Below are 17,862 nucleotides of genomic sequence, written 5' to 3'. Positions count from 1 at the left end.
CCCTTGGAAGGTGACTGTTTTGCTTCAAAAAGTTGAAGGAATCATTTTAAGAACGAATGACTATGGTGAAACAAATAAAATTGTCACCATGTATACAAAAGAGCTTGGGAAAATTGGATTAATGGCACGTGGAGCAAAAAAACCAAACAGTCGCTTAGCTTCTATATCACAAATTTTCACATATGGATCTTTCCTAATTCAAACAAGCTCCGGACTTGGAACTCTTAAGCAGGGTGAAAGTTTAATTAGCATGAAACATATTAAGTCTGATATTTTTGCTACTGCTTACGCCTCCTATATAATCGAACTTACAGATAAGGCTCTCGAAGAAAAAAAGCCAAACCCATACTTATTTGAACTTCTATATCAAACTTTACATTTAATAAATGAAGGTATGGACTTAGAAATTCTGACTATGATTTATGAGCTGAAAATGCTACAAATAATTGGACTTTATCCTCATTTAAGTAGTTGTGTAAGTTGCTCTCGAACAGAAGGAAAGTTTTCCTTCTCAGTACAAGAAGGTGGCTTTTTGTGTCACTTATGTGTTGGAAAAGACCCGAGAAGTCTCCTAATAACACCAGCTACTGTAAGGCTTCTTCGACTATTTTATTCATTTGATTTGAATCGACTAGGTACTATTTCGGTTAAACCTGAAACAAAACAGGAACTAAAATTAGTCATCACTCGATTTTATGATGAGTACTCTGGATTAATGTTAAAGTCCAAAAAGTTTTTAAGTCAGCTCGAAAAATTTCAAAGTCCCATGCAACCATGAAGAAAAAAGTTCTACCCTTAAACTTTCGGTGATGTAACTAGAACCGAGGTTTTTTTCTATTAAGGTTCTGAGTAGCCAAGTTTCAGCTAAATACTATATAATAATAATTAATAAGTATAACACATTAGGATCTCTCTTTTTTAGAAGGTGGTGTTACCAATAGAGCTGAATAAACGGCAAGAGTTTATTCTACAGATTGTGAAGGACAATGGTCCAATTACTGGTGAGAATATTGCGAGTCGATTGAATCTTACACGTGCAACATTAAGACCTGATTTAGCGATTCTAACAATGGCAGGATATTTAGACGCAAGGCCAAGGGTAGGTTACTTTTACACGGGAAAAACGGGTTCACAGTTACTTACTGAAAAAATAAAAAAAATTCAAGTGAAGCAATACCAATCGATTCCTGTTGTAGTTGATGAAAATGTATCCGTTTATGACGCGATATGTACAATGTTTTTAGAGGATGTTGGCACAATATTCGTAGTAAATAAGGAATCTCTTCTAGTTGGTGTGTTATCTAGAAAGGATCTATTACGTGCCAGTCTTGGAAAACAAGAACTATCTAGCATACCAGTGAATATCATTATGACAAGAATGCCGAACATAACCGTATGCAAACGAGAAGATTTATTAATTGATATTGCCTTAAAGTTAATTGAAAAACAAATTGATGCTGTTCCAATTATTAAAGAAACAGAAAAGGGCCTTGAGGTAGTAGGTAGACTTACGAAGACAAATATGACGAAGGTGCTTGTTGATCTTGGGAATGATGAAGTCATTTAAAAACGTAAGTACCTGTTAGTTTCAAACAAAACAAATCATAGGATGGAGGGCTTAGATGAGCAAACAGATCATCTATGTGGTGTCAGACTCGATTGGAGAAACAGCAGAATTAGTCGTAAAAGCAGCCATAAGTCAATTTCAAACGTCAAGTAATGACTTACGTAGAATACCTTTCATTGAAGACAAAGCTATGTTGCTTGAAGTGATTCATCTAGCAAAATTGAATAATGGACTTATTGTTTTTACTCTCGTAATTCCTGAAATGCGTCACTTTTTACTTGAAGAGGCTAAGAGGGAAAAAGTTGAAGCTGTCGATATTATCGGACCGTTAATTGACAAGCTACAACAAGCGACAGGTCTTAAGCCGCTTTGTGAACCAGGGAATGTACGTAAATTAGATGAAGATTATTTTAAAAAGGTAGAAGCAATAGAGTTTGCTGTTAAATACGATGATGGAAGAGATCCAAGGGGAATAATGCGTGCGGATATTGTGCTTATAGGTGTATCTAGAACATCAAAAACACCATTGTCTCAATACTTAGCACATAAGCGACTAAAAGTAGCGAATGTCCCAATTGTTCCAGAAGTAGATCCTCCTGAGGAGTTATTTAAGGTCCAACCTTCTCGCTGCTTTGGCTTGAAAATTAGCCCTGATAAGCTTAATGATATTCGAAAAGAAAGATTAAAAGCTCTTGGACTTAATGATGAAGCCAGCTATGCTAATATCGAAAGAATTAAAGAGGAACTGGAATACTTTGAAAAGATTGCAACAAGAATTGGTTGTAAAGTAATTGATGTATCCAATAAAGCGGTTGAAGAAACAGCAAACGTCATTCAAAATATTTATCAATCAAATCATACGTAAAAAAGCACACCTCTAGAGTGTGTTTTTTTACGTATGATATGAAAATGTGATTTTATATAGTTTAGTGTTTTCCTACAATGCCGCACTCCTCCAAATAGGTTTCTGAATAGTTACCAATTTAACTGAACAATCTAATCTAACTAGCAAAAATCCTTGGAGTAAATTAACTCTTGGGCACATTTTTATAGCATAATTTCCTTTATTGTAATATAATTAAAAATTGTTGATAAAAAAGAGTGATTTTAGGTTTAGACTTTGCTGTTTACGAATAAACTAACTGTAGAGCATTTGTCAAGAGGAAATGTATTTTTTTTGTCTAATTAGACAGTATAACTTTTGCAGGGGGAATTTCTCTTGTTATGGTATAGCAAGTTGTTTCAATCTAAATGATGTGGAAAAAGCGATTTAAAGAATATCTTTTCTAAACAAAAAGCATGTCCAGTAATAGTAAGAAAGTTAAAACATGTATTTGTTAGAAGGATTCTTTTGGAGGGATGTAGAATAGAGAAATATGACGAAAAAAAATTATCAAATATTTGTTGACGCAGATGCATGTCCTGTTAAAAGTGAAATTTTACATATCGCAAGCTCGCTTCAATTTGATGTTACCTTTGTAGCCTCATATGCCCATGTTTCGACAAACAACTTTGGTGGTAAGTGGATATATGTTGACTCTAACAAGGAAGAAGTCGACATGTATATCATGAATCACTCAAAAAGACATGACATTGTGATTACCCAAGATATTGGTCTTGCAAGCTTGTTACTTGCAAAAGAAATGATCGTCATCTCTCCTCGCGGAAGGCAATTTGTTGAGGAAACGATAGGATTGGCTTTAAACATGAGGTACCTTTCGGCAAAAGAAAGGCGAAAAGGTCATCACTCAAAAGGACCTAGTCCATTCTCTAATGAGGATAGAAGAAATTTTTCAATGAATTTCGAAAAAATTTTGTCGAATCTTGAAGGAGAATAGGATTAAATATCGAAATAATAACAATGGAGTTGTCAAAGGTGAGTCGGATTTCTGAAGATATTATCGAAAAGATTCGCAATACAATAGACATTGTAGACGTTGTTAGTGAATATGTTCAATTGAAGAAACAAGGGAAAAATTACTTTGGATTATGCCCTTTTCATGGTGAGAATTCACCATCATTTTCTGTTTCAACCGAGAAACAAATATATCACTGCTTTGGTTGTGGAGCAGGTGGGAATATATTCTCTTTTTTAATGGAAATTGAAGGTCTTTCATTTTTAGAAGCAATAAAACATGCTGCCAAAAATGCAAGTGTTGAACTTCCAGAATCATATGACCAGCCTGCTACGTCTAAGTACTCTTCTCACGAGTTGAAAATGATTGAAGCCCACGAGCTCTTAAAGAAATTTTACCATCATTTATTGGTAAATACAAAGGAAGGCGAGCAACCTTTACAATATTTAAATAATCGAGGACTTACAAAAGAAATTATAGATACCTTCGGAATTGGCTATTCACCCTCTTCATGGGACTTTGCTACAAATTTTTTACAAAAAAGAGGTTTCTCACTGGACCTACTTGAAAGTGCAGGAATTTCAATTAGAAATCCAGAAGGTCGATACTTTGATCGATTCCGAAATAGAATTATGTTTCCTATTTGGAATTTACAAGGTCAAGTTACGGCATTTAGCGGTAGAATTATTGATTCAGGTGAGCCCAAATACTTAAATAGTCCAGAAACAGAAATTTTTCAAAAAAGTAAAACCCTATATGGGTTTCATCTAGCAAGGTCTCATATCCGGAAAAAACAACAGGCTATCCTTTTAGAAGGATTTGTGGATGCTATTGCCTTGCACCGTGCAGGCATATCAAATGTAATCGCAACGATGGGTACAGCCTTAACAGATGAACAAATTCGGATTATTAGACGAAACGTAGACAATGTTACGGTTTGTTATGATTCCGATAAAGCTGGAATTGAAGCTGCATATCGTGCTACATCCCTGCTCAAGGCTGCTGGGTGCGAAGTGCGAGTTGCAGTCATGCCAGAAGGACTTGATCCTGATGACTACATCAATAAATTTGGAGAGTCCAAGTTTAGAACCGATGTAATAGGGGCAAGTTTAACGGTGATGGCTTTTAAGCTGCAGTATTTAAGAAAAGGTAAGGATTTGCGAGATGAAGCTGACCGGATTTCTTATATTGATGAGGTTTTAAAAGAAATAGCCCAGCTTGAAAAGCCAGTTGAACGTGATCACTACTTACGATCACTTGCTGAGGAATTCTCTATTTCATTAGAAGCATTAAAATCTCAACAATTTCAGGTATATAAGCAATATAAAAAGAGGGATAACCAGCCTACATCAAGAAATACTATATCTAATAGGCCATTAATCCCAAAAAGGATGCTTCCGGCATATCACAACGCAGAACGGTTATTGCTTGCTCATATGTTAAAGGATAGTGATATAGCATATAAAGTACAGAATGCACTCCTTGAACTGTTTAATATAGAAGAACATAGTGCAATCGCTGCCTATCTTTATGCATTTTATGAAGAGGGGAATTCACCGAATGTGAATGCTTTTCTAAGTAGGATAGAGGAATTAGACCTACAACGAATGATATCTGAAATTTCTATGCTTACTATTAATGAAGAAATATCTCCACAAGAATTAACAGATTACGTAAAACTGGTGTTGAATTTTCCTAAAGCAGTAAAAATAAAGGAAAAGGAAGCCGAGAGGCGAGATGCAGAGCGTAGACAGGAGTTTGTGAGAGCAGCTCAAATCGAGATGGAAATTATCCAGATGAGAAAAGATCTCAAGTAATGTTTATGTATAAATACCTCGCAATAATTTGGAAGGAGGGGATCTTATGGCTGAAAAACCAGCTCACTCTAAAGATGTAGTAACAGACACAGAAGAATTAACCCTTGACCAAGTGAAGGAACAGCTTGTAGAAATAGGGAAGAAGCGTGGAGTTCTCTCTTACGAGGAAATCGCAGAAAAGATGTCTGGATTTGAAATAGAATCAGACCAAATGGATGAATATTATGAACACCTTGGTGAACAAGGTGTAGAAATTATTGGTGATGGTGAAGAGGACCCTAACGTTCAACAATTAGCTAAAGATGAGGAGTTTGACTTAAACGATTTAAGTGTTCCTCCAGGTGTGAAGATTAACGATCCTGTCAGAATGTATTTAAAAGAAATTGGGCGAGTTGACCTATTATCTGCTGAAGATGAGATTGAATTAGCTAAACGAATTGAAAAAGGTGACGAAGAAGCAAAACGCCGCCTGGCTGAAGCCAATTTACGACTCGTTGTTAGTATTGCGAAACGTTACGTTGGTCGTGGAATGCTATTTTTAGATCTAATTCAAGAAGGAAATATGGGTTTAATAAAAGCAGTTGAGAAGTTTGACTTTGAAAAAGGGTTCAAGTTCAGTACGTATGCAACTTGGTGGATTAGGCAGGCCATTACAAGAGCTATAGCTGACCAAGCAAGAACAATTCGTATTCCAGTTCATATGGTAGAAACAATAAACAAGCTCATTCGCGTTCAACGTCAGCTTCTTCAAGACCTTGGTAGAGAACCATTACCAGAAGAGATTGCCGAAGATATGGATCTAACAGCTGATAAGGTTAGAGAAATTTTAAAGATTGCTCAGGAACCTGTATCATTAGAAACACCAATTGGTGAGGAGGATGATTCCCATCTTGGTGATTTTATAGAAGATCAGGATGCTACATCTCCTTCTGAACATGCTGCCTATGAGTTGCTTAAAGAGCAGTTAGAAGATGTTTTGGATACTTTAACAGATCGTGAAGAAAATGTATTGCGTCTCCGTTTTGGCCTTGATGATGGCCGTACAAGAACTTTAGAAGAAGTAGGAAAAGTATTTGGTGTTACGCGTGAACGAATCCGCCAAATAGAAGCAAAAGCTCTAAGAAAGCTACGTCATCCAAGCAGAAGCAAGCGTTTAAAAGACTTTTTAGAATAAAGTATTTACATTCAGTAGTTTACTTCTTAAAATTGAAGTAGGCTATTTTTTTTGGAACTTAGGTGATAAGGATGGATCTACAAAGAAAAGAAATCATACTAAAAGAAATTGAGTACTGGAAGAAAAATCGTTTACTCCCAGAACAATACTGTAATTTCCTATTAACTCTTTACTCGGAAGGAAACCATGAAATTGAAGGTAAGAAAAAAAACTTAAAAATAACTGGATTTATAGCCTTACTTCCTGTACTTTTTCTGTTTTTGTTACCGATAACCTTTCTTGCACTTTATTTTACTGAAATGTCCTTTGGTTTGCAAATGTGCTTAAATTTCATTTTAATTATTATTTTAGTTGCATTTTCCTTGTTTTTTCATAAGAAAAATCATTTATACCAGACCTTTTTTATTGTTTTTGCCTTTTTATTATTTTTTGTGACTTCAATAGAATTGGTGGATTATTTTTATGATGATTATTCTTTTGTCATAGGAGCAACCGTTCTTTCTCATTGCTTGCTCTGGTTCCTTGTTGGGAAAAAAATGGAGATGAAAACGATAAAATATTCAGGGATTGCAGGCAGCCTTTTGTTTTTTGGATATTTATCGGTACAATACTTTATTTTCTAACTAGCAGTGAGGAGAGGCTCACTGCTTTGTAAAATTAAAAAAAGGTTACAAATGTTATGAAAATTCCCGAATTTCATTTATAATGAATAAGTAATGTAAACGCATACACATTCAGGGAGGGGAAATCATGAACTTCGATTTAACATCAGAGCAACAGCTTTTGCAAAAAATGATTCGTGAATTTGCAGACGAAGAGGTTGCTCCGGGTGCTGAGAAAAGAGATAAAGAGAAGCAGTTCCCAAAAGAAATATTCAATAATCTTGGAAGATTAGGAATAATGGGATTACCATTCCCTGAAGAATACGGTGGATCTGGAGCGGACACGATAAGTTTTGCCATTGTTGTTGAAGAGTTAAGTCGTGCCTGTGGCTCTACAGGAATTACATATTCTGCACATATTTCACTGGGTGGAGCACCTATTGCCATGTTCGGAACTGAAGAACAGAAGAGTAAGTACATGCCTGAAATTTGTTCAGGTGAATCCTTTGGTGCTTTTGGATTAACAGAGCCTAATGCAGGTTCAGATGCGGGTGGAACACAGACAGTAGCTGTAGAAGAGGGCTCAGATTATATTATTAATGGGAACAAGTGCTATATAACAAATGCTAGCTATGCGAAGTATCTTGCTCTTACAGCTATTACAGGTAGAGACGGAGATAAAAAGGAAATTAGTGCAATTATTGTTCCAACAGATGCACCAGGTTTTTCTGTTATTGATAACTATGAAAAAATGGGCCTTCATTCTTCAAACACTACTGAATTAGTAATGGAAGATGTCCGTGTACCACAGGAGAATCTTTTAGGAAAACGCGGAGATGGTTTCAAGCAATTTCTAGTCACTTTAGACGGAGGAAGAATTGGAATTGGAGCTATGGCAGTAGGGATTGCTCAGGGTGCCTATGAAAAGGCATTAGCATATGCAAAGGAACGTAAACAATTTGGATCACCTCTTTCGAAATTTCAAGTTATTCAGTTCAAGCTAGCTGATATGGCCATGAAAATCGAGCTAGCAAGAAATATGGTTTACAAAGCGGCTTGGTTAAAGGATCAAGGAAGACCATTCTCAATTGAAGCCTCCATGTGTAAGCTGTATGCTTCAGAAATCTGTATGGAAGTAACCAATCAAGCAGTACAGATTCACGGTGGAAATGGATATATGCGCGACTATCATGTAGAACGGTACATGAGAGATGCAAAACTTCTAGAAATCGGTGAAGGAACATCAGAAGTACAGCGTATTGTAATTGCAAGAGAAATTGGTTGTTAGCAAGAAAACAAGAAGTGACCCGGTAGATCCCGAAAAGCTAATTTTCTCAATTTATAAAAGCGTACTTTGCCTTTTTTGCTTGAGTTATTTGACCTCAGGCGGGCTGGGAGGTTGGAGCTAGACAATCAAGATAAAACCTTGGTAGCCTCAAGCATAGTAAATGTTCTTAACGTTTTTGGTACTGCTGAACAAAACACTAAAAACTTCATCGTCAAGATGAAGTTTTTTTGTCGATTTTGTGAATTTCACTCTTAGTTTGACATTAGGTCTTTTACTTAAGGAGAATTTCAAGTAAAATAGAGATTGCTCGTATAAAATAAAAGTAATATTATAATCTAAAAGGGTCTTATAGACCTTACTAACGATCAAATGAGTATAATTGTCATTGTTGAACCAATTAGTTCAGTTCTTTAGTTTAGTTACTTTAATCATAGTTGAATTACATAAGGAGGAATAGGACATGAATCGTAATCCATTAATACCATTTGCACTTATCGCAATTTTAGGCATTGGTCTTATGTTTCTTATTTCATTCGTTGGAGTTGACAACATGGATGAAATTGCAAAAGGTGAAGAAGGTGGTGGCGAGACTGCTGCGCCTGCCGCACCTGAAGAATTATACGCAGCAAACTGCTTAGGTTGTCATGGTGACCAATTGCAAGGTGTTGTTGGTCCTGCACTTGCTAAAATTGGTAGTGAATATGATGCAGAACATATCCAAGGAGTTATACTTAACGGACAAGGAACTATGCCTGCACAGGGCTTAAATGCTGAGCAAGCAAAATCATTAGCAGCATGGTTAGCTGAGAAAAAATAATATTGTAAAGGTCTTTGCGAAAGCAAAGACTTTTTTTCATGTTATCTATCCCTAGCCTCTCAAGGTCAAAAAAGGTCAAAAAAACAGAACTTTAAAGTATTCTTAGTATACAAAAGTTGATTGTGCTTTTCTAAAAACCAAGAGTTGTAACCATCCATCTAATTGATTATGATGGTGGTACTTATTTTTACAGATTGAAAGTGGTGGGATTATGAATGAACTAAAGCTATCCAAACGATTAGAGAAAGTAGCTCATGCTGTTCCAAAGGGAGTAAGGCTGGCAGATATCGGATCAGATCATGCCTACCTCCCTATTTATTGCTATTTAAACGGAATAATAAGCTCTGCAGTAGCAGGAGAGGTTGTAGAAGGGCCTTACCAAACGGCTAAAAACCAAGTTAGTCGATTAGGCTTAGATTCATCCATACTCGTAAGAATGGGGAATGGATTGGAAGTTATACAACCAGGAGAAATTGATACGATCACGATTTGTGGAATGGGAGGTTCCCTCATTACCTCCATTCTTGATGAGGGAGTAGAGAAACTAAGAGGTGTATCAAGATTAATCCTACAACCCAATATATCAGCGGTTTCAATTAGAAAGTGGCTGCTACAAAATGGGTGGTGTATTATTCAGGAATACATTCTTGAAGAAGATGAGAAGATCTATGAGGTGCTTGTTGCAGAAGTTGGAAATCCCATGCGACCTTATGATGAAGATGAATTAAATAAACAACTATTACTTGGTCCTCTTTTATTAAAAGAGAAAAATCCTGTTTTTATCAAAAAGTGGAATCTTGAAAAAGAAAATTGGGTTAGAATACTCAATCAATTAGATGTGGCAAGTGTTACCAAAGAAATTCATCTAAAGCAGGAAGAGCTCAACCTATATATTAAATATATTGAGGAGGCATTAAAATAACGTGACTAAAGTGCCTAATGGTTTTGAGATTATAGAAATATTCGAAAGATTCTCCCCGATGTCTCTTGCTTTTGAAGATGACAAGTTTGGACTCCAGATTGGTACATTAAATAAATCAATACATAATGTAATGGTTACATTGGATGTATTAGAAGAAGTGGTAGATGAGGCGATAAAGAAAAATGTTAATCTCCTCCTATCACATCATCCTCCAATTTTTCGCCCACTTAAACATATTCGAACGGACACTGTTACGGGGAGAATTATTGAAAAATGTTTAAAGCATGATATAACTGTTTATTCTGCTCATTCAAACCTAGATATAACAGAAGGTGGAGTGAACGATTTGCTTGCTGAGGCCCTAGAATTAAAAGAGGTAACGCTTTTGACTACCACCCAAACAGCAAAGCTTAAGAAATTAGTCGTGTTCGTCCCTGAAACGCATGCTGAAAAAGTAAAGAACGCTCTTGCTAGTGCCGGAGCTGGTCATATCGGGAATTATAGCCATTGTTCGTTTAGTAGTAGGGGGATTGGCAACTTTAAACCTGAAGATGGCGCTAATCCTTTTATTGGTGTAACGGGTAAGTTAGAACATGTAGAAGAGGTAAGAGTCGAAACCATCTTTCCAAGTAGCCTTCAGCGTAAAGTAATACGAGACATGATACAGGCACATCCTTACGAGGAAATTGCTTATGATATATACCCGTTAGATAATAAGGGGAAGGAACACGGTCTTGGAAGAGTGGGATTCTTAAAAGAAGAAATGACTTTAGAGCAGTTTTCGCAATTTGTAAAAAAGACTTTAGATGTGGATGGAGTTAGAATTGTCGGCGACTTAACAAAAAAAATTAAAAAAGTTGCTGTTTTAGGTGGGGATGGCAACAAATATATCCCACATGCTCATTTTGCAGGTGCAGATGTGTTTGTAAGTGGAGACATCTATTATCATTTAGCGCATGAAGCAATGGCACTAGGACTATCTATAGTGGACCCCGGTCACCATATGGAAAAGGTAATGATGAACGGTGTGGCTTCATTACTTAAAAAGGGTGCAGTGGTAAAAAAGTTTAATGTTAATGTTTTCACTGCTCAAACAAACACAAATCCATTTACATTTAGATGAAAAATAGCATCCCGCAGGATGCTATTTTGATTTTACTTTCGGTAATACTTTATTTAGTGGAACAGCATGAATTAATTCCCACGTTTTGGTATCTTCTGGATTGTATTGTTCTAAGAAGGCTATAACTTCTTTGGTAATAGGTGTAGGGGTTGAGGCACCAGATGTAACGGCAACCTTCTTTACACCTTGTAACCATTCAAGCTTTAGCTCGGATATGTCTGAAATTCGATAGGCCAACGTATCTGCAATTTGTTCAGACACTTGAGCAAGACGGTTTGAGTTATTACTTAAAGGATCACCTACTACAATGGTAAGGTCAGCATCCGGTGCCTGTTCCGCTACTGCTTCCTGTCTAACTTGTGTAGCAAGGCATATTTCTCTATGGACCTCAGCATGTGGATATTTTTCCTGAACCTTCGCTATGATATCTTGAACGTCCCATTGGCTCATTGTTGTTTGGTTGGTTACAATCAATTTTTCGGAATGTATCTCCAGGTTCATGACATCTTCAACGTTTTCTACTAGATGAACAATTTCAGGTGCAATACCAACAGCACCTTCAGGCTCTGGATGTCCCTTTTTGCCTATATATATAAATTCATAGCCATCAGCTTTCTTATTACGAATTAAATCATGTGTAACGGTAACATCCGGGCATGTTGCGTCAAGTGTAGTAAGACCTTTTTCTTGAGCTATTCTTCTAACCTCTGGTGATACACCATGTGCAGTGAAAATGACAGTTCCGTGATCAACTTGCTTCAGAATTTCTAATCGATTCGGCCCATCCAATGTAATGATACCCTCTTCTTCAAAGGCATCTGTGACATGTTTATTGTGGACAATCATGCCAAGAATATAAATAGGTCTCGGTAAACTCTTATCAAGCGCAGCATTTCTGGCAATGACCATTGCATCAACTACACCGTAACAATAACCCCTTGGAGAAATTTTTATAACTTCCATATTAGGTCCCCCTTGATCTAACAATTTGTATCTATAAAAGGATAATGTGATCGATTTAAAAAAATAATAGCATGAAATACTATTATCTTTTATTATATCGTATGAAGACAAGGGTGACAAAAAAGAAGCTATATTAAATGTATAGCTTTGGTTTGGAAGTTCCCTTTTTTATGTTAGGCATTTCTTCTTCTTTGCTATCTATTGAGACAGGGACATCCTTTGCCTCAACAGTGTCTTCTACACCCTTTTTATCTTCTGCATCATCACTTGAACCTAATTCTCTATATAGTTTGATTAATGATGGGATGTTTTTAACCATTGGTCCATACTGCTGAACCATAGGTGCAACTTGATTAGCCATATTGACTGCCTTTTGAATATTATTTAGCATTCCACTTGCTGCGCCTGGGTTTGTTAGTAAGTTTGATAAAAAGCCACCAGCACCTTGGCCGGGTATTTGTGCCCCAATGCCTTTCATCGCTCCTTGCTTTGAAAGTAAGTTAGATAAAAAGCCGCCGGCTCCTTGCCCGGGTGATTGAATGCCATTCATTACGCCTTGTTTAGGAAGAAATTTAGATAATAGACCTCCGGCACCTCTACTTGGTATGGGTGCTTGGCTTCCGGGAAATGGCTGGAATGGTGAAATTCGACTCATATTATACATTTGGCCCATCGGTACTCTTGCTCCTCTTGGAAACATATTTATCCCCCTTTCTAATGAATTTGTCATTGATACAATATGCGAGGGAGTTTAAATATGTTTGAAAGGACAAGAACAAATAGGCAAGATACATGGAAATCTGTCTTCTGTTCAACTATAATAAGAAGATGCGAAAAAATAGGTTACACTTACTAAGTCGTATAAAACATTATGAGGTGAATGATAAATGAAGAAAACAACACTATTTGAGCAATTTGGATTTAAGCAGTTTATTATAGATGCTTTATTACAATTGCAATTTTACAAGCCGACAGAAATTCAAGAACGTTTAATTCCTGCTATTCAAAAGGGTGAAAGTGTCATCGGTCAATCACAGACTGGTACGGGTAAAACACATGCATTCTTACTACCCTTGATTGATAATATTGACCCAGAAAAACAAGAAGTACAAATGGTTATTACAGCACCCACAAGAGAATTAGCACAGCAGATTTATGAGGAAGTTCAGAAAATCATCTCATTAAACCCTGCCATAACTGCAAAGAATTTCATTGGTGGGACAGATAAGCTACGCACAATTGAGCGATTAAAAACTCAACCACATATTGTTGTTGGTACACCTGGGCGTATCAATGATTTGATTAAAGAGCAAGCATTGTTAGTTTATACAGCCAATGCCATGGTCATTGATGAAGCTGATTTAATGCTTGATATGGGCTTTATTTTAGATGTAGATCAGATTTGTGCAAAGATGAAGGAAGACCTTCAGATGCTCGTTTTCTCTGCAACGATTCCAGAGAAACTGAAACCGTTTTTGAAAAAATATATGAAGAATCCGAAATTTACTCATGTTGAACCAAAGCAAGTAACAGCTGCGAAAATAGAGCATTATTTAGTGCCATTAAAGCATAGAAGTAAATCGAGTTTATTGGTAGACGTGTGTCGTTCGATAAATCCTTATTTAGCCATTATTTTTGCCAACACGAAAAAAATGGCAGATACAATTGCAGATACATTAAGTCAAAATGGAATCACGGTAGGAATTATTCATGGAGACTTACCACCAAGAGAACGAAAAAAAATGATGAAGCAAATCAACGATGCAGAGTTTCAATATGTAGTAGCAACCGATTTAGCCTCTAGAGGAATTGACATTAAAGGGGTTAGTCATGTTATTAACTTTGAAATTCCAACAGATTTAGATTTTTATGTTCACCGAGTGGGTCGAACAGCACGAGCAGGTTTATCAGGAGTTGCTGTCACGATTTATGAACCATCGGATGAAGATGCAGTAAATAGATTGGAAAAACTAGGAATTTCCTTCAAGAACATTGATATAAAGGGCCAAGAATGGATCGACCTAGGTGCTCGTGAGAAAAGAAAAGAACGAAAAAAAGAACTCTCAGATATTGATAAGAAGGCTAAAAGCTTTATTAAAAAGCCAAGTAAAGTGAAACCAGGCTACAAAAAGAAACTACAAGGCGAAACTGAAAAATATAAAAGAACACTGAAAAGAAAAGATTCCAACAAACGATAAAAATGTAAAAAACAAAGGAGGAGAGGACTCTTATGTTGAAATTAGGATCACACGTTTCAATGAGTGGGAAAAAAATGCTGTTAGCTGCAAGTGAAGAAGCTGTTTCTTACGGTGCTAATACATTTATGGTCTATACAGGCGCTCCACAAAACACAAGAAGAAAGAAAATTGAAGACTTGAACATAGAAGCGGGATTATTGCACATGAAAGAAAATGGAATTGAAAATATTGTGGTACATGCTCCATATATCATTAATATTGGAAATTCGCAAAATCCAGATACATTTGATTTAGGAGTTCGTTTCCTACGATCTGAAATTGAACGGACTGAAGCACTAGGTGCAAGACAAATCGTTCTTCATCCAGGTGCACATGTAGGGGCAGGTATAGATGTAGGAATCGCCAAGATAATCGAAGGTCTGAATGAAGTCCTTGAACCCAATCAACAGGTTCAAATTGCCTTGGAAACAATGGCTGGAAAAGGGTCTGAGTGTGGAAGCAAATTTGAAGAATTAGCTATGATTATTGATGGGGTAAAGTATAACGAGAATATATCTATATGCCTAGATACATGTCACATTCATGATGCTGGTTATGATATTGTTAATGATTTTGATGGTGTACTAGAAGAGTTCGATAAGATTATTGGGATCAACCGCATTAAGGTTCTTCACATAAATGATAGTAAAAATGAGTTTGGCGCTAAGAAGGATCGACACGAGAACATCGGGTTTGGGCACATCGGGTTTGAAGCACTGAACTATATCGTTCATCATCCATCACTCTATGATATACCTAAAATTCTTGAGACTCCTTATATTGGTGAAGATAAAAGTGATAAGCTTCCACCTTATAAAATAGAGATTGAGATGCTGCAAAACCAGAAATTCAATGAAAAATGGCAGGAAGATTTTAGAGAAAAAACGAGAGCATAGTCTCTCGTTTTTAGTTTGTTCCAGTAAATTCTTGAAATAACTCATTAATTTTTTTAGCGATTGTTGGTGTTGTTATAGTGGCTACTTGCTTAATTAAGCTGACTCTTTCGGTTGGGTCAAATATATTAATATTCTTCCCTCTAATCAACCCTACAATCTTCTCGGCCTGCTGATTAGTAAGCGTAATGTCATGCTGCTTAGAGTATCTCAGTAAATCATCTTTTGTTAAACGGTTTAATCTCTGGTTAACAATTTGCTCCAATAGTTTCATGATGTACCTCCCTTTCCCTTTCACAGTATATGGGCTCAATTCCAAATGGGTTCCATACAAAGAAGTTTTGCAGTTCTTTGTTCTTTGTGAAATTAGCTGTCAGTAACATATATATGGCAGGTAGGGTAAGGTATTCACAAGAAAACGACAAAAAATCAAAAGCTTTTATTAAGCTCTTAAAAGGAGCTGATTTAATTTATTTACAATCTTACTAGGCTCATGTATACTATGTGAATGATTGGTAAATCGTAATGATTCTTAAAGTTGGTGGAAAACATGGCAAATCAAACAATAATGGAAATAGAACATTTATCGTTTCGTTATAATCAACAAAAAGTATTAGATGATATAAATATTAGTATTCCTAAAGGGGCTTTTCTCGGACTCGTAGGACCTAACGGTTCTGGGAAGTCAACCTTACTAAAATGCTTGCTTGGCTTGCTTCATCCTTCCGAAGGTTCTATAAAACTATTTGGCGAAAAAATTGAAAACTTCAAAGAATGGCATAAAATTGGCTATGTCTCCCAGAAGGCGAATAGCTTTAATTCTGGTTTTCCAGCAACCGTATTTGAAGTTGTTACGACAGGTCTTGTTTCTAAAAAGGGTCTGTTTAGAAGAATAACGAGCACTGATAAGGAATTGATTCGTCATGCAATTGAAGCTGTTGGAATGAACGAATTTATGAATCGTAATATTGGAGAGCTGTCTGGTGGACAACAGCAAAGGGTGTTTATCGCAAGAGCACTCGTTAGTGAACCAGAGCTTCTGATACTTGATGAACCTACTGTTGGGGTTGATTCTAAGACAGTCCATAACTTCTATCAAATGCTTGGTAGCCTAAATGTAGAAAAAAAAATCACCCTCCTATTAGTAACACATGATATAGGCACCATTACTGACAAAGTAAGTCATGTGGCTTGCTTAAATAATCATCTCCACTTCCATGGAAATACAGAAGAGTTCTCAAAGCAGCAGGATAACTTATCTGACTTCTATGGGCATCATGTTCATGTATTAACACATGATCATGGAGGCTGTGAAAAATGCTAGCAGGACTATTTCAATACGAATTTATTCAAAATGCGTTTATTGCAGGACTTTTAATTGGTGTTTTAGCTCCATTACTAGGCGTTTTTATTGTGGTCAGAAGACTAGCATTAATCGCAGATGCCTTAAGTCATATAACGTTAGCTGGAATTGCAGCTAGCTTGCTTTTAGAAAAAAAATGGAGTGCCTATACTCTAAACCCTCTTTATATGGGGATGGCTTTTTCCGTCATTGGTTCTTTATTTATCGAGAAGCTTCGTAAGGTATACAAGTATTATCAAGAATTAGCCATTCCGATTATTCTCTCAGGAGGGATTGGTTTAGGGGTTCTCTTAATATCGTTGGCCGAAGGTTTTAATACAGATTTATTTAATTATTTGTTTGGAAGCGTAAATGCGGTTAGTCGCTCCGATATGTGGACAATTGTGGCAATTACACTTTCCGTTATCATTGTTATCCTACTATTTTATAAAGAACTTTTTTCTTTATCATTTGATGAAGAGCATGCTACAGCAGCAGGAATAAAAACAAAGCTAGTAAATTTTATTTTTATTATGATGGTTGCTCTAGTTATAGCAGCATCGATGAGAGTCGTGGGAATTCTCCTGGTTTCTTCGTTAATGACGTTACCTGTGGCGGCAAGTATTAGGGTTGCAACAGGCTTTAAACAAACAATATTCTTATCAATCCTTTTCGGTGAAATAGCGGTTATTGGCGGATTAATTTTATCATATTATTTAAACTTAGCTCCAGGTGGAACTATTGTTATACTTTCGGTTGTCCTTTTAGTAGGTACAATTGCTGCTCAAAAATGGAAGGTGAATTAAAACGCGATGAACTTACAAGAAGCTATAGATTTAATGAAGAGAAAAGGGTATAAGCATACAGATAAAAGAGAAGAGATGCTTCGCATTTTCTCCTCGGTTAATAAATATTTAACAGCCAGAGATATATTGAATAATATGAAGGATGATTATCCTGGGTTAAGCTTTGATACAATCTACCGAAATTTGTCACTTTTTGCAGAGATGGGTGTATTAGAAGCCACTGAGCTTGAAGGGGAGAAGCATTTTCGATTTAAATGTGCGACCCATGAACATCATCATCACTTCATCTGCATGTTATGTGGAGAGACGAAGGAAATCAAAGCTTGTCCGATGGATATAGTACCAACAGATCTAACAGGATATGATATTACTGGTCATAAGTTTGAAGTGTATGGAAAATGTCCTAAGTGCGTTTAATTAGATATAAAAAAACACACGCAAAGTCGTGTGTTTTT

Annotated in this window: 19 protein-coding genes; 16 read left to right on the top strand and 3 right to left on the bottom strand. The window is 36.4% G+C overall.

The annotated features are described in order from the left end of the window. Window positions 1–19 precede the first annotated feature (19 nt). The 11 genes from recO to ACOI1C_RS02650 all read left to right on the top strand — a co-directional run bounded on the left by recO (window position 20) and on the right by ACOI1C_RS02650 (window position 11,166). Complete coding sequence (gene recO / locus ACOI1C_RS02700; protein ID WP_422507762.1) at window positions 20–778, top strand: DNA repair protein RecO; 759 nt, start codon at window positions 20–22, stop codon at window positions 776–778. 150 nt (window positions 779–928) lie between these two features. Beyond that, window positions 929–1,567: a helix-turn-helix transcriptional regulator gene (locus tag ACOI1C_RS02695; RefSeq protein WP_422507760.1), complete on the top strand. Its 639-nt coding sequence runs from the start codon at window positions 929–931 to the stop codon at window positions 1,565–1,567. A gap of 55 nt (window positions 1,568–1,622) precedes the next feature. Further along, on the top strand, window positions 1,623–2,432 hold the full coding sequence (locus ACOI1C_RS02690) for a pyruvate, water dikinase regulatory protein (RefSeq protein WP_422507758.1): 810 nt from the start codon (window positions 1,623–1,625) through the stop codon (window positions 2,430–2,432). Window positions 2,433–2,943: 511 nt separating this feature from the next. Further along, the gene (locus ACOI1C_RS02685; RefSeq protein ID WP_422507756.1) at window positions 2,944–3,405 is read left to right on the top strand and encodes a YaiI/YqxD family protein; all 462 of its coding nucleotides are present in this window, start codon (window positions 2,944–2,946) and stop codon (window positions 3,403–3,405) included. Between the two features lie 23 nt (window positions 3,406–3,428). After that, a complete protein-coding gene (gene dnaG / locus ACOI1C_RS02680) occupies window positions 3,429–5,240 on the top strand; it encodes a DNA primase (protein ID WP_422507754.1) in 1,812 nt (603 codons plus the stop codon). A 46-nt stretch (window positions 5,241–5,286) separates the two neighbouring features. Continuing rightward, window positions 5,287–6,414 carry an RNA polymerase sigma factor RpoD gene (rpoD, locus tag ACOI1C_RS02675; protein ID WP_422507752.1) on the top strand — a complete coding sequence of 376 codons (1,128 nt, stop codon included), beginning with the start codon at window positions 5,287–5,289 and terminating at the stop codon, window positions 6,412–6,414. 71 nt (window positions 6,415–6,485) lie between these two features. Then, window positions 6,486–7,037 (top strand): hypothetical protein, encoded by a 552-nt coding sequence (locus ACOI1C_RS02670; protein ID WP_422507750.1) that lies wholly within the window; start codon window positions 6,486–6,488, stop codon window positions 7,035–7,037. 127 nt (window positions 7,038–7,164) lie between these two features. Continuing rightward, a complete protein-coding gene (locus tag ACOI1C_RS02665) occupies window positions 7,165–8,304 on the top strand; it encodes an acyl-CoA dehydrogenase family protein (protein WP_422507748.1) in 1,140 nt (379 codons plus the stop codon). A 460-nt stretch (window positions 8,305–8,764) separates the two neighbouring features. Then, on the top strand, window positions 8,765–9,121 hold the full coding sequence (gene cccA, locus ACOI1C_RS02660) for a cytochrome c550 (RefSeq protein ID WP_422507746.1): 357 nt from the start codon (window positions 8,765–8,767) through the stop codon (window positions 9,119–9,121). A 211-nt stretch (window positions 9,122–9,332) separates the two neighbouring features. Further along, entirely contained in the window at window positions 9,333–10,043 is a 711-nt protein-coding gene (locus ACOI1C_RS02655; RefSeq protein WP_422507744.1) for a tRNA (adenine(22)-N(1))-methyltransferase, read from the top strand. A 1-nt stretch (window position 10,044) separates the two neighbouring features. Beyond that, window positions 10,045–11,166 (top strand): Nif3-like dinuclear metal center hexameric protein, encoded by a 1,122-nt coding sequence (locus tag ACOI1C_RS02650; RefSeq protein WP_422507742.1) that lies wholly within the window; start codon window positions 10,045–10,047, stop codon window positions 11,164–11,166. A 21-nt stretch (window positions 11,167–11,187) separates the two neighbouring features. On the opposite strand, the gene ACOI1C_RS02645 is transcribed toward ACOI1C_RS02650, so the two are convergent. Both ACOI1C_RS02645 and vrrA read right to left on the bottom strand, forming a co-directional pair. Continuing rightward, complete coding sequence (locus ACOI1C_RS02645; RefSeq protein ID WP_422507740.1) at window positions 11,188–12,129, bottom strand: 4-hydroxy-3-methylbut-2-enyl diphosphate reductase; 942 nt, start codon at window positions 12,127–12,129, stop codon at window positions 11,188–11,190. 133 nt (window positions 12,130–12,262) lie between these two features. Next, window positions 12,263–12,829: a VrrA/YqfQ family protein gene (gene vrrA, locus ACOI1C_RS02640; protein ID WP_422507738.1), complete on the bottom strand. Its 567-nt coding sequence runs from the start codon at window positions 12,827–12,829 to the stop codon at window positions 12,263–12,265. Between the two features lie 187 nt (window positions 12,830–13,016). Between vrrA and ACOI1C_RS02635 the strand changes: the two genes are divergently transcribed. Then, complete coding sequence (locus ACOI1C_RS02635) at window positions 13,017–14,327, top strand: DEAD/DEAH box helicase (protein WP_422507736.1); 1,311 nt, start codon at window positions 13,017–13,019, stop codon at window positions 14,325–14,327. A gap of 32 nt (window positions 14,328–14,359) precedes the next feature. Further along, on the top strand, window positions 14,360–15,262 hold the full coding sequence (locus tag ACOI1C_RS02630) for a deoxyribonuclease IV (protein WP_422507734.1): 903 nt from the start codon (window positions 14,360–14,362) through the stop codon (window positions 15,260–15,262). A gap of 10 nt (window positions 15,263–15,272) precedes the next feature. Here the strand turns inward: ACOI1C_RS02630 and ACOI1C_RS02625 are convergent, their stop codons facing one another. Continuing rightward, window positions 15,273–15,533, bottom strand: a complete 261-nt coding sequence (locus ACOI1C_RS02625; protein WP_422507732.1) for a DUF2624 domain-containing protein — start codon at window positions 15,531–15,533, stop codon at window positions 15,273–15,275. Window positions 15,534–15,809: 276 nt separating this feature from the next. Here ACOI1C_RS02625 and ACOI1C_RS02620 point away from each other — a divergent pair, with 276 nt between their 5' ends. From ACOI1C_RS02620 to ACOI1C_RS02610, 3 genes are read left to right on the top strand one after another with little or no spacing between them, the layout of a single operon-like run. Further along, window positions 15,810–16,583 carry a metal ABC transporter ATP-binding protein gene (locus ACOI1C_RS02620; protein WP_422507730.1) on the top strand — a complete coding sequence of 258 codons (774 nt, stop codon included), beginning with the start codon at window positions 15,810–15,812 and terminating at the stop codon, window positions 16,581–16,583. Further along, on the top strand, window positions 16,577–17,407 hold the full coding sequence (locus tag ACOI1C_RS02615) for a metal ABC transporter permease (protein ID WP_422507728.1): 831 nt from the start codon (window positions 16,577–16,579) through the stop codon (window positions 17,405–17,407). Before ACOI1C_RS02620 ends, ACOI1C_RS02615 begins: the two co-directional genes overlap by 7 nt. Window positions 17,408–17,413: 6 nt before the next feature. Then, window positions 17,414–17,824 carry a Fur family transcriptional regulator gene (locus ACOI1C_RS02610; RefSeq protein ID WP_422507726.1) on the top strand — a complete coding sequence of 137 codons (411 nt, stop codon included), beginning with the start codon at window positions 17,414–17,416 and terminating at the stop codon, window positions 17,822–17,824. The last annotated feature ends 38 nt before the right edge of the window (window positions 17,825–17,862 follow it).

Source organism: Bacillus sp. DJP31 (assembly GCF_049310945.1).
Lineage (GTDB): Bacteria > Bacillota > Bacilli > Bacillales > SA4 > Bacillus_BS.
The sequence above is the reverse complement of the archived record's forward strand: the minus strand, read 5'-3'. Positions and strand labels throughout refer to the sequence as shown.

What these genes read in the sequence shown, in the direction of transcription:
- ACOI1C_RS02690 (WP_422507758.1), top strand. Translation starts at nt 1,623, where the DNA reads ATGAGCAAACAGATCATCTATGTGGTGTCAGACTCGATTGGAGAAACA.
- ACOI1C_RS02685 (WP_422507756.1), top strand. Translation starts at nt 2,944, where the DNA reads ATGACGAAAAAAAATTATCAAATATTTGTTGACGCAGATGCATGTCCT.
- dnaG (WP_422507754.1), top strand. Translation starts at nt 3,429, where the DNA reads ATGGAGTTGTCAAAGGTGAGTCGGATTTCTGAAGATATTATCGAAAAG.
- rpoD (WP_422507752.1), top strand. Translation starts at nt 5,287, where the DNA reads ATGGCTGAAAAACCAGCTCACTCTAAAGATGTAGTAACAGACACAGAA.
- ACOI1C_RS02670 (WP_422507750.1), top strand. Translation starts at nt 6,486, where the DNA reads ATGGATCTACAAAGAAAAGAAATCATACTAAAAGAAATTGAGTACTGG.
- ACOI1C_RS02665 (WP_422507748.1), top strand. Translation starts at nt 7,165, where the DNA reads ATGAACTTCGATTTAACATCAGAGCAACAGCTTTTGCAAAAAATGATT.
- cccA (WP_422507746.1), top strand. Translation starts at nt 8,765, where the DNA reads ATGAATCGTAATCCATTAATACCATTTGCACTTATCGCAATTTTAGGC.
- ACOI1C_RS02655 (WP_422507744.1), top strand. Translation starts at nt 9,333, where the DNA reads ATGAATGAACTAAAGCTATCCAAACGATTAGAGAAAGTAGCTCATGCT.
- ACOI1C_RS02645 (WP_422507740.1), bottom strand. Translation starts at nt 12,129, where the DNA reads ATGGAAGTTATAAAAATTTCTCCAAGGGGTTATTGTTACGGTGTAGTT.
- vrrA (WP_422507738.1), bottom strand. Translation starts at nt 12,829, where the DNA reads ATGTTTCCAAGAGGAGCAAGAGTACCGATGGGCCAAATGTATAATATG.
- ACOI1C_RS02635 (WP_422507736.1), top strand. Translation starts at nt 13,017, where the DNA reads ATGAAGAAAACAACACTATTTGAGCAATTTGGATTTAAGCAGTTTATT.
- ACOI1C_RS02630 (WP_422507734.1), top strand. Translation starts at nt 14,360, where the DNA reads ATGTTGAAATTAGGATCACACGTTTCAATGAGTGGGAAAAAAATGCTG.
- ACOI1C_RS02625 (WP_422507732.1), bottom strand. Translation starts at nt 15,533, where the DNA reads ATGAAACTATTGGAGCAAATTGTTAACCAGAGATTAAACCGTTTAACA.
- ACOI1C_RS02620 (WP_422507730.1), top strand. Translation starts at nt 15,810, where the DNA reads ATGGCAAATCAAACAATAATGGAAATAGAACATTTATCGTTTCGTTAT.
- ACOI1C_RS02615 (WP_422507728.1), top strand. Translation starts at nt 16,577, where the DNA reads ATGCTAGCAGGACTATTTCAATACGAATTTATTCAAAATGCGTTTATT.
- ACOI1C_RS02610 (WP_422507726.1), top strand. Translation starts at nt 17,414, where the DNA reads ATGAACTTACAAGAAGCTATAGATTTAATGAAGAGAAAAGGGTATAAG.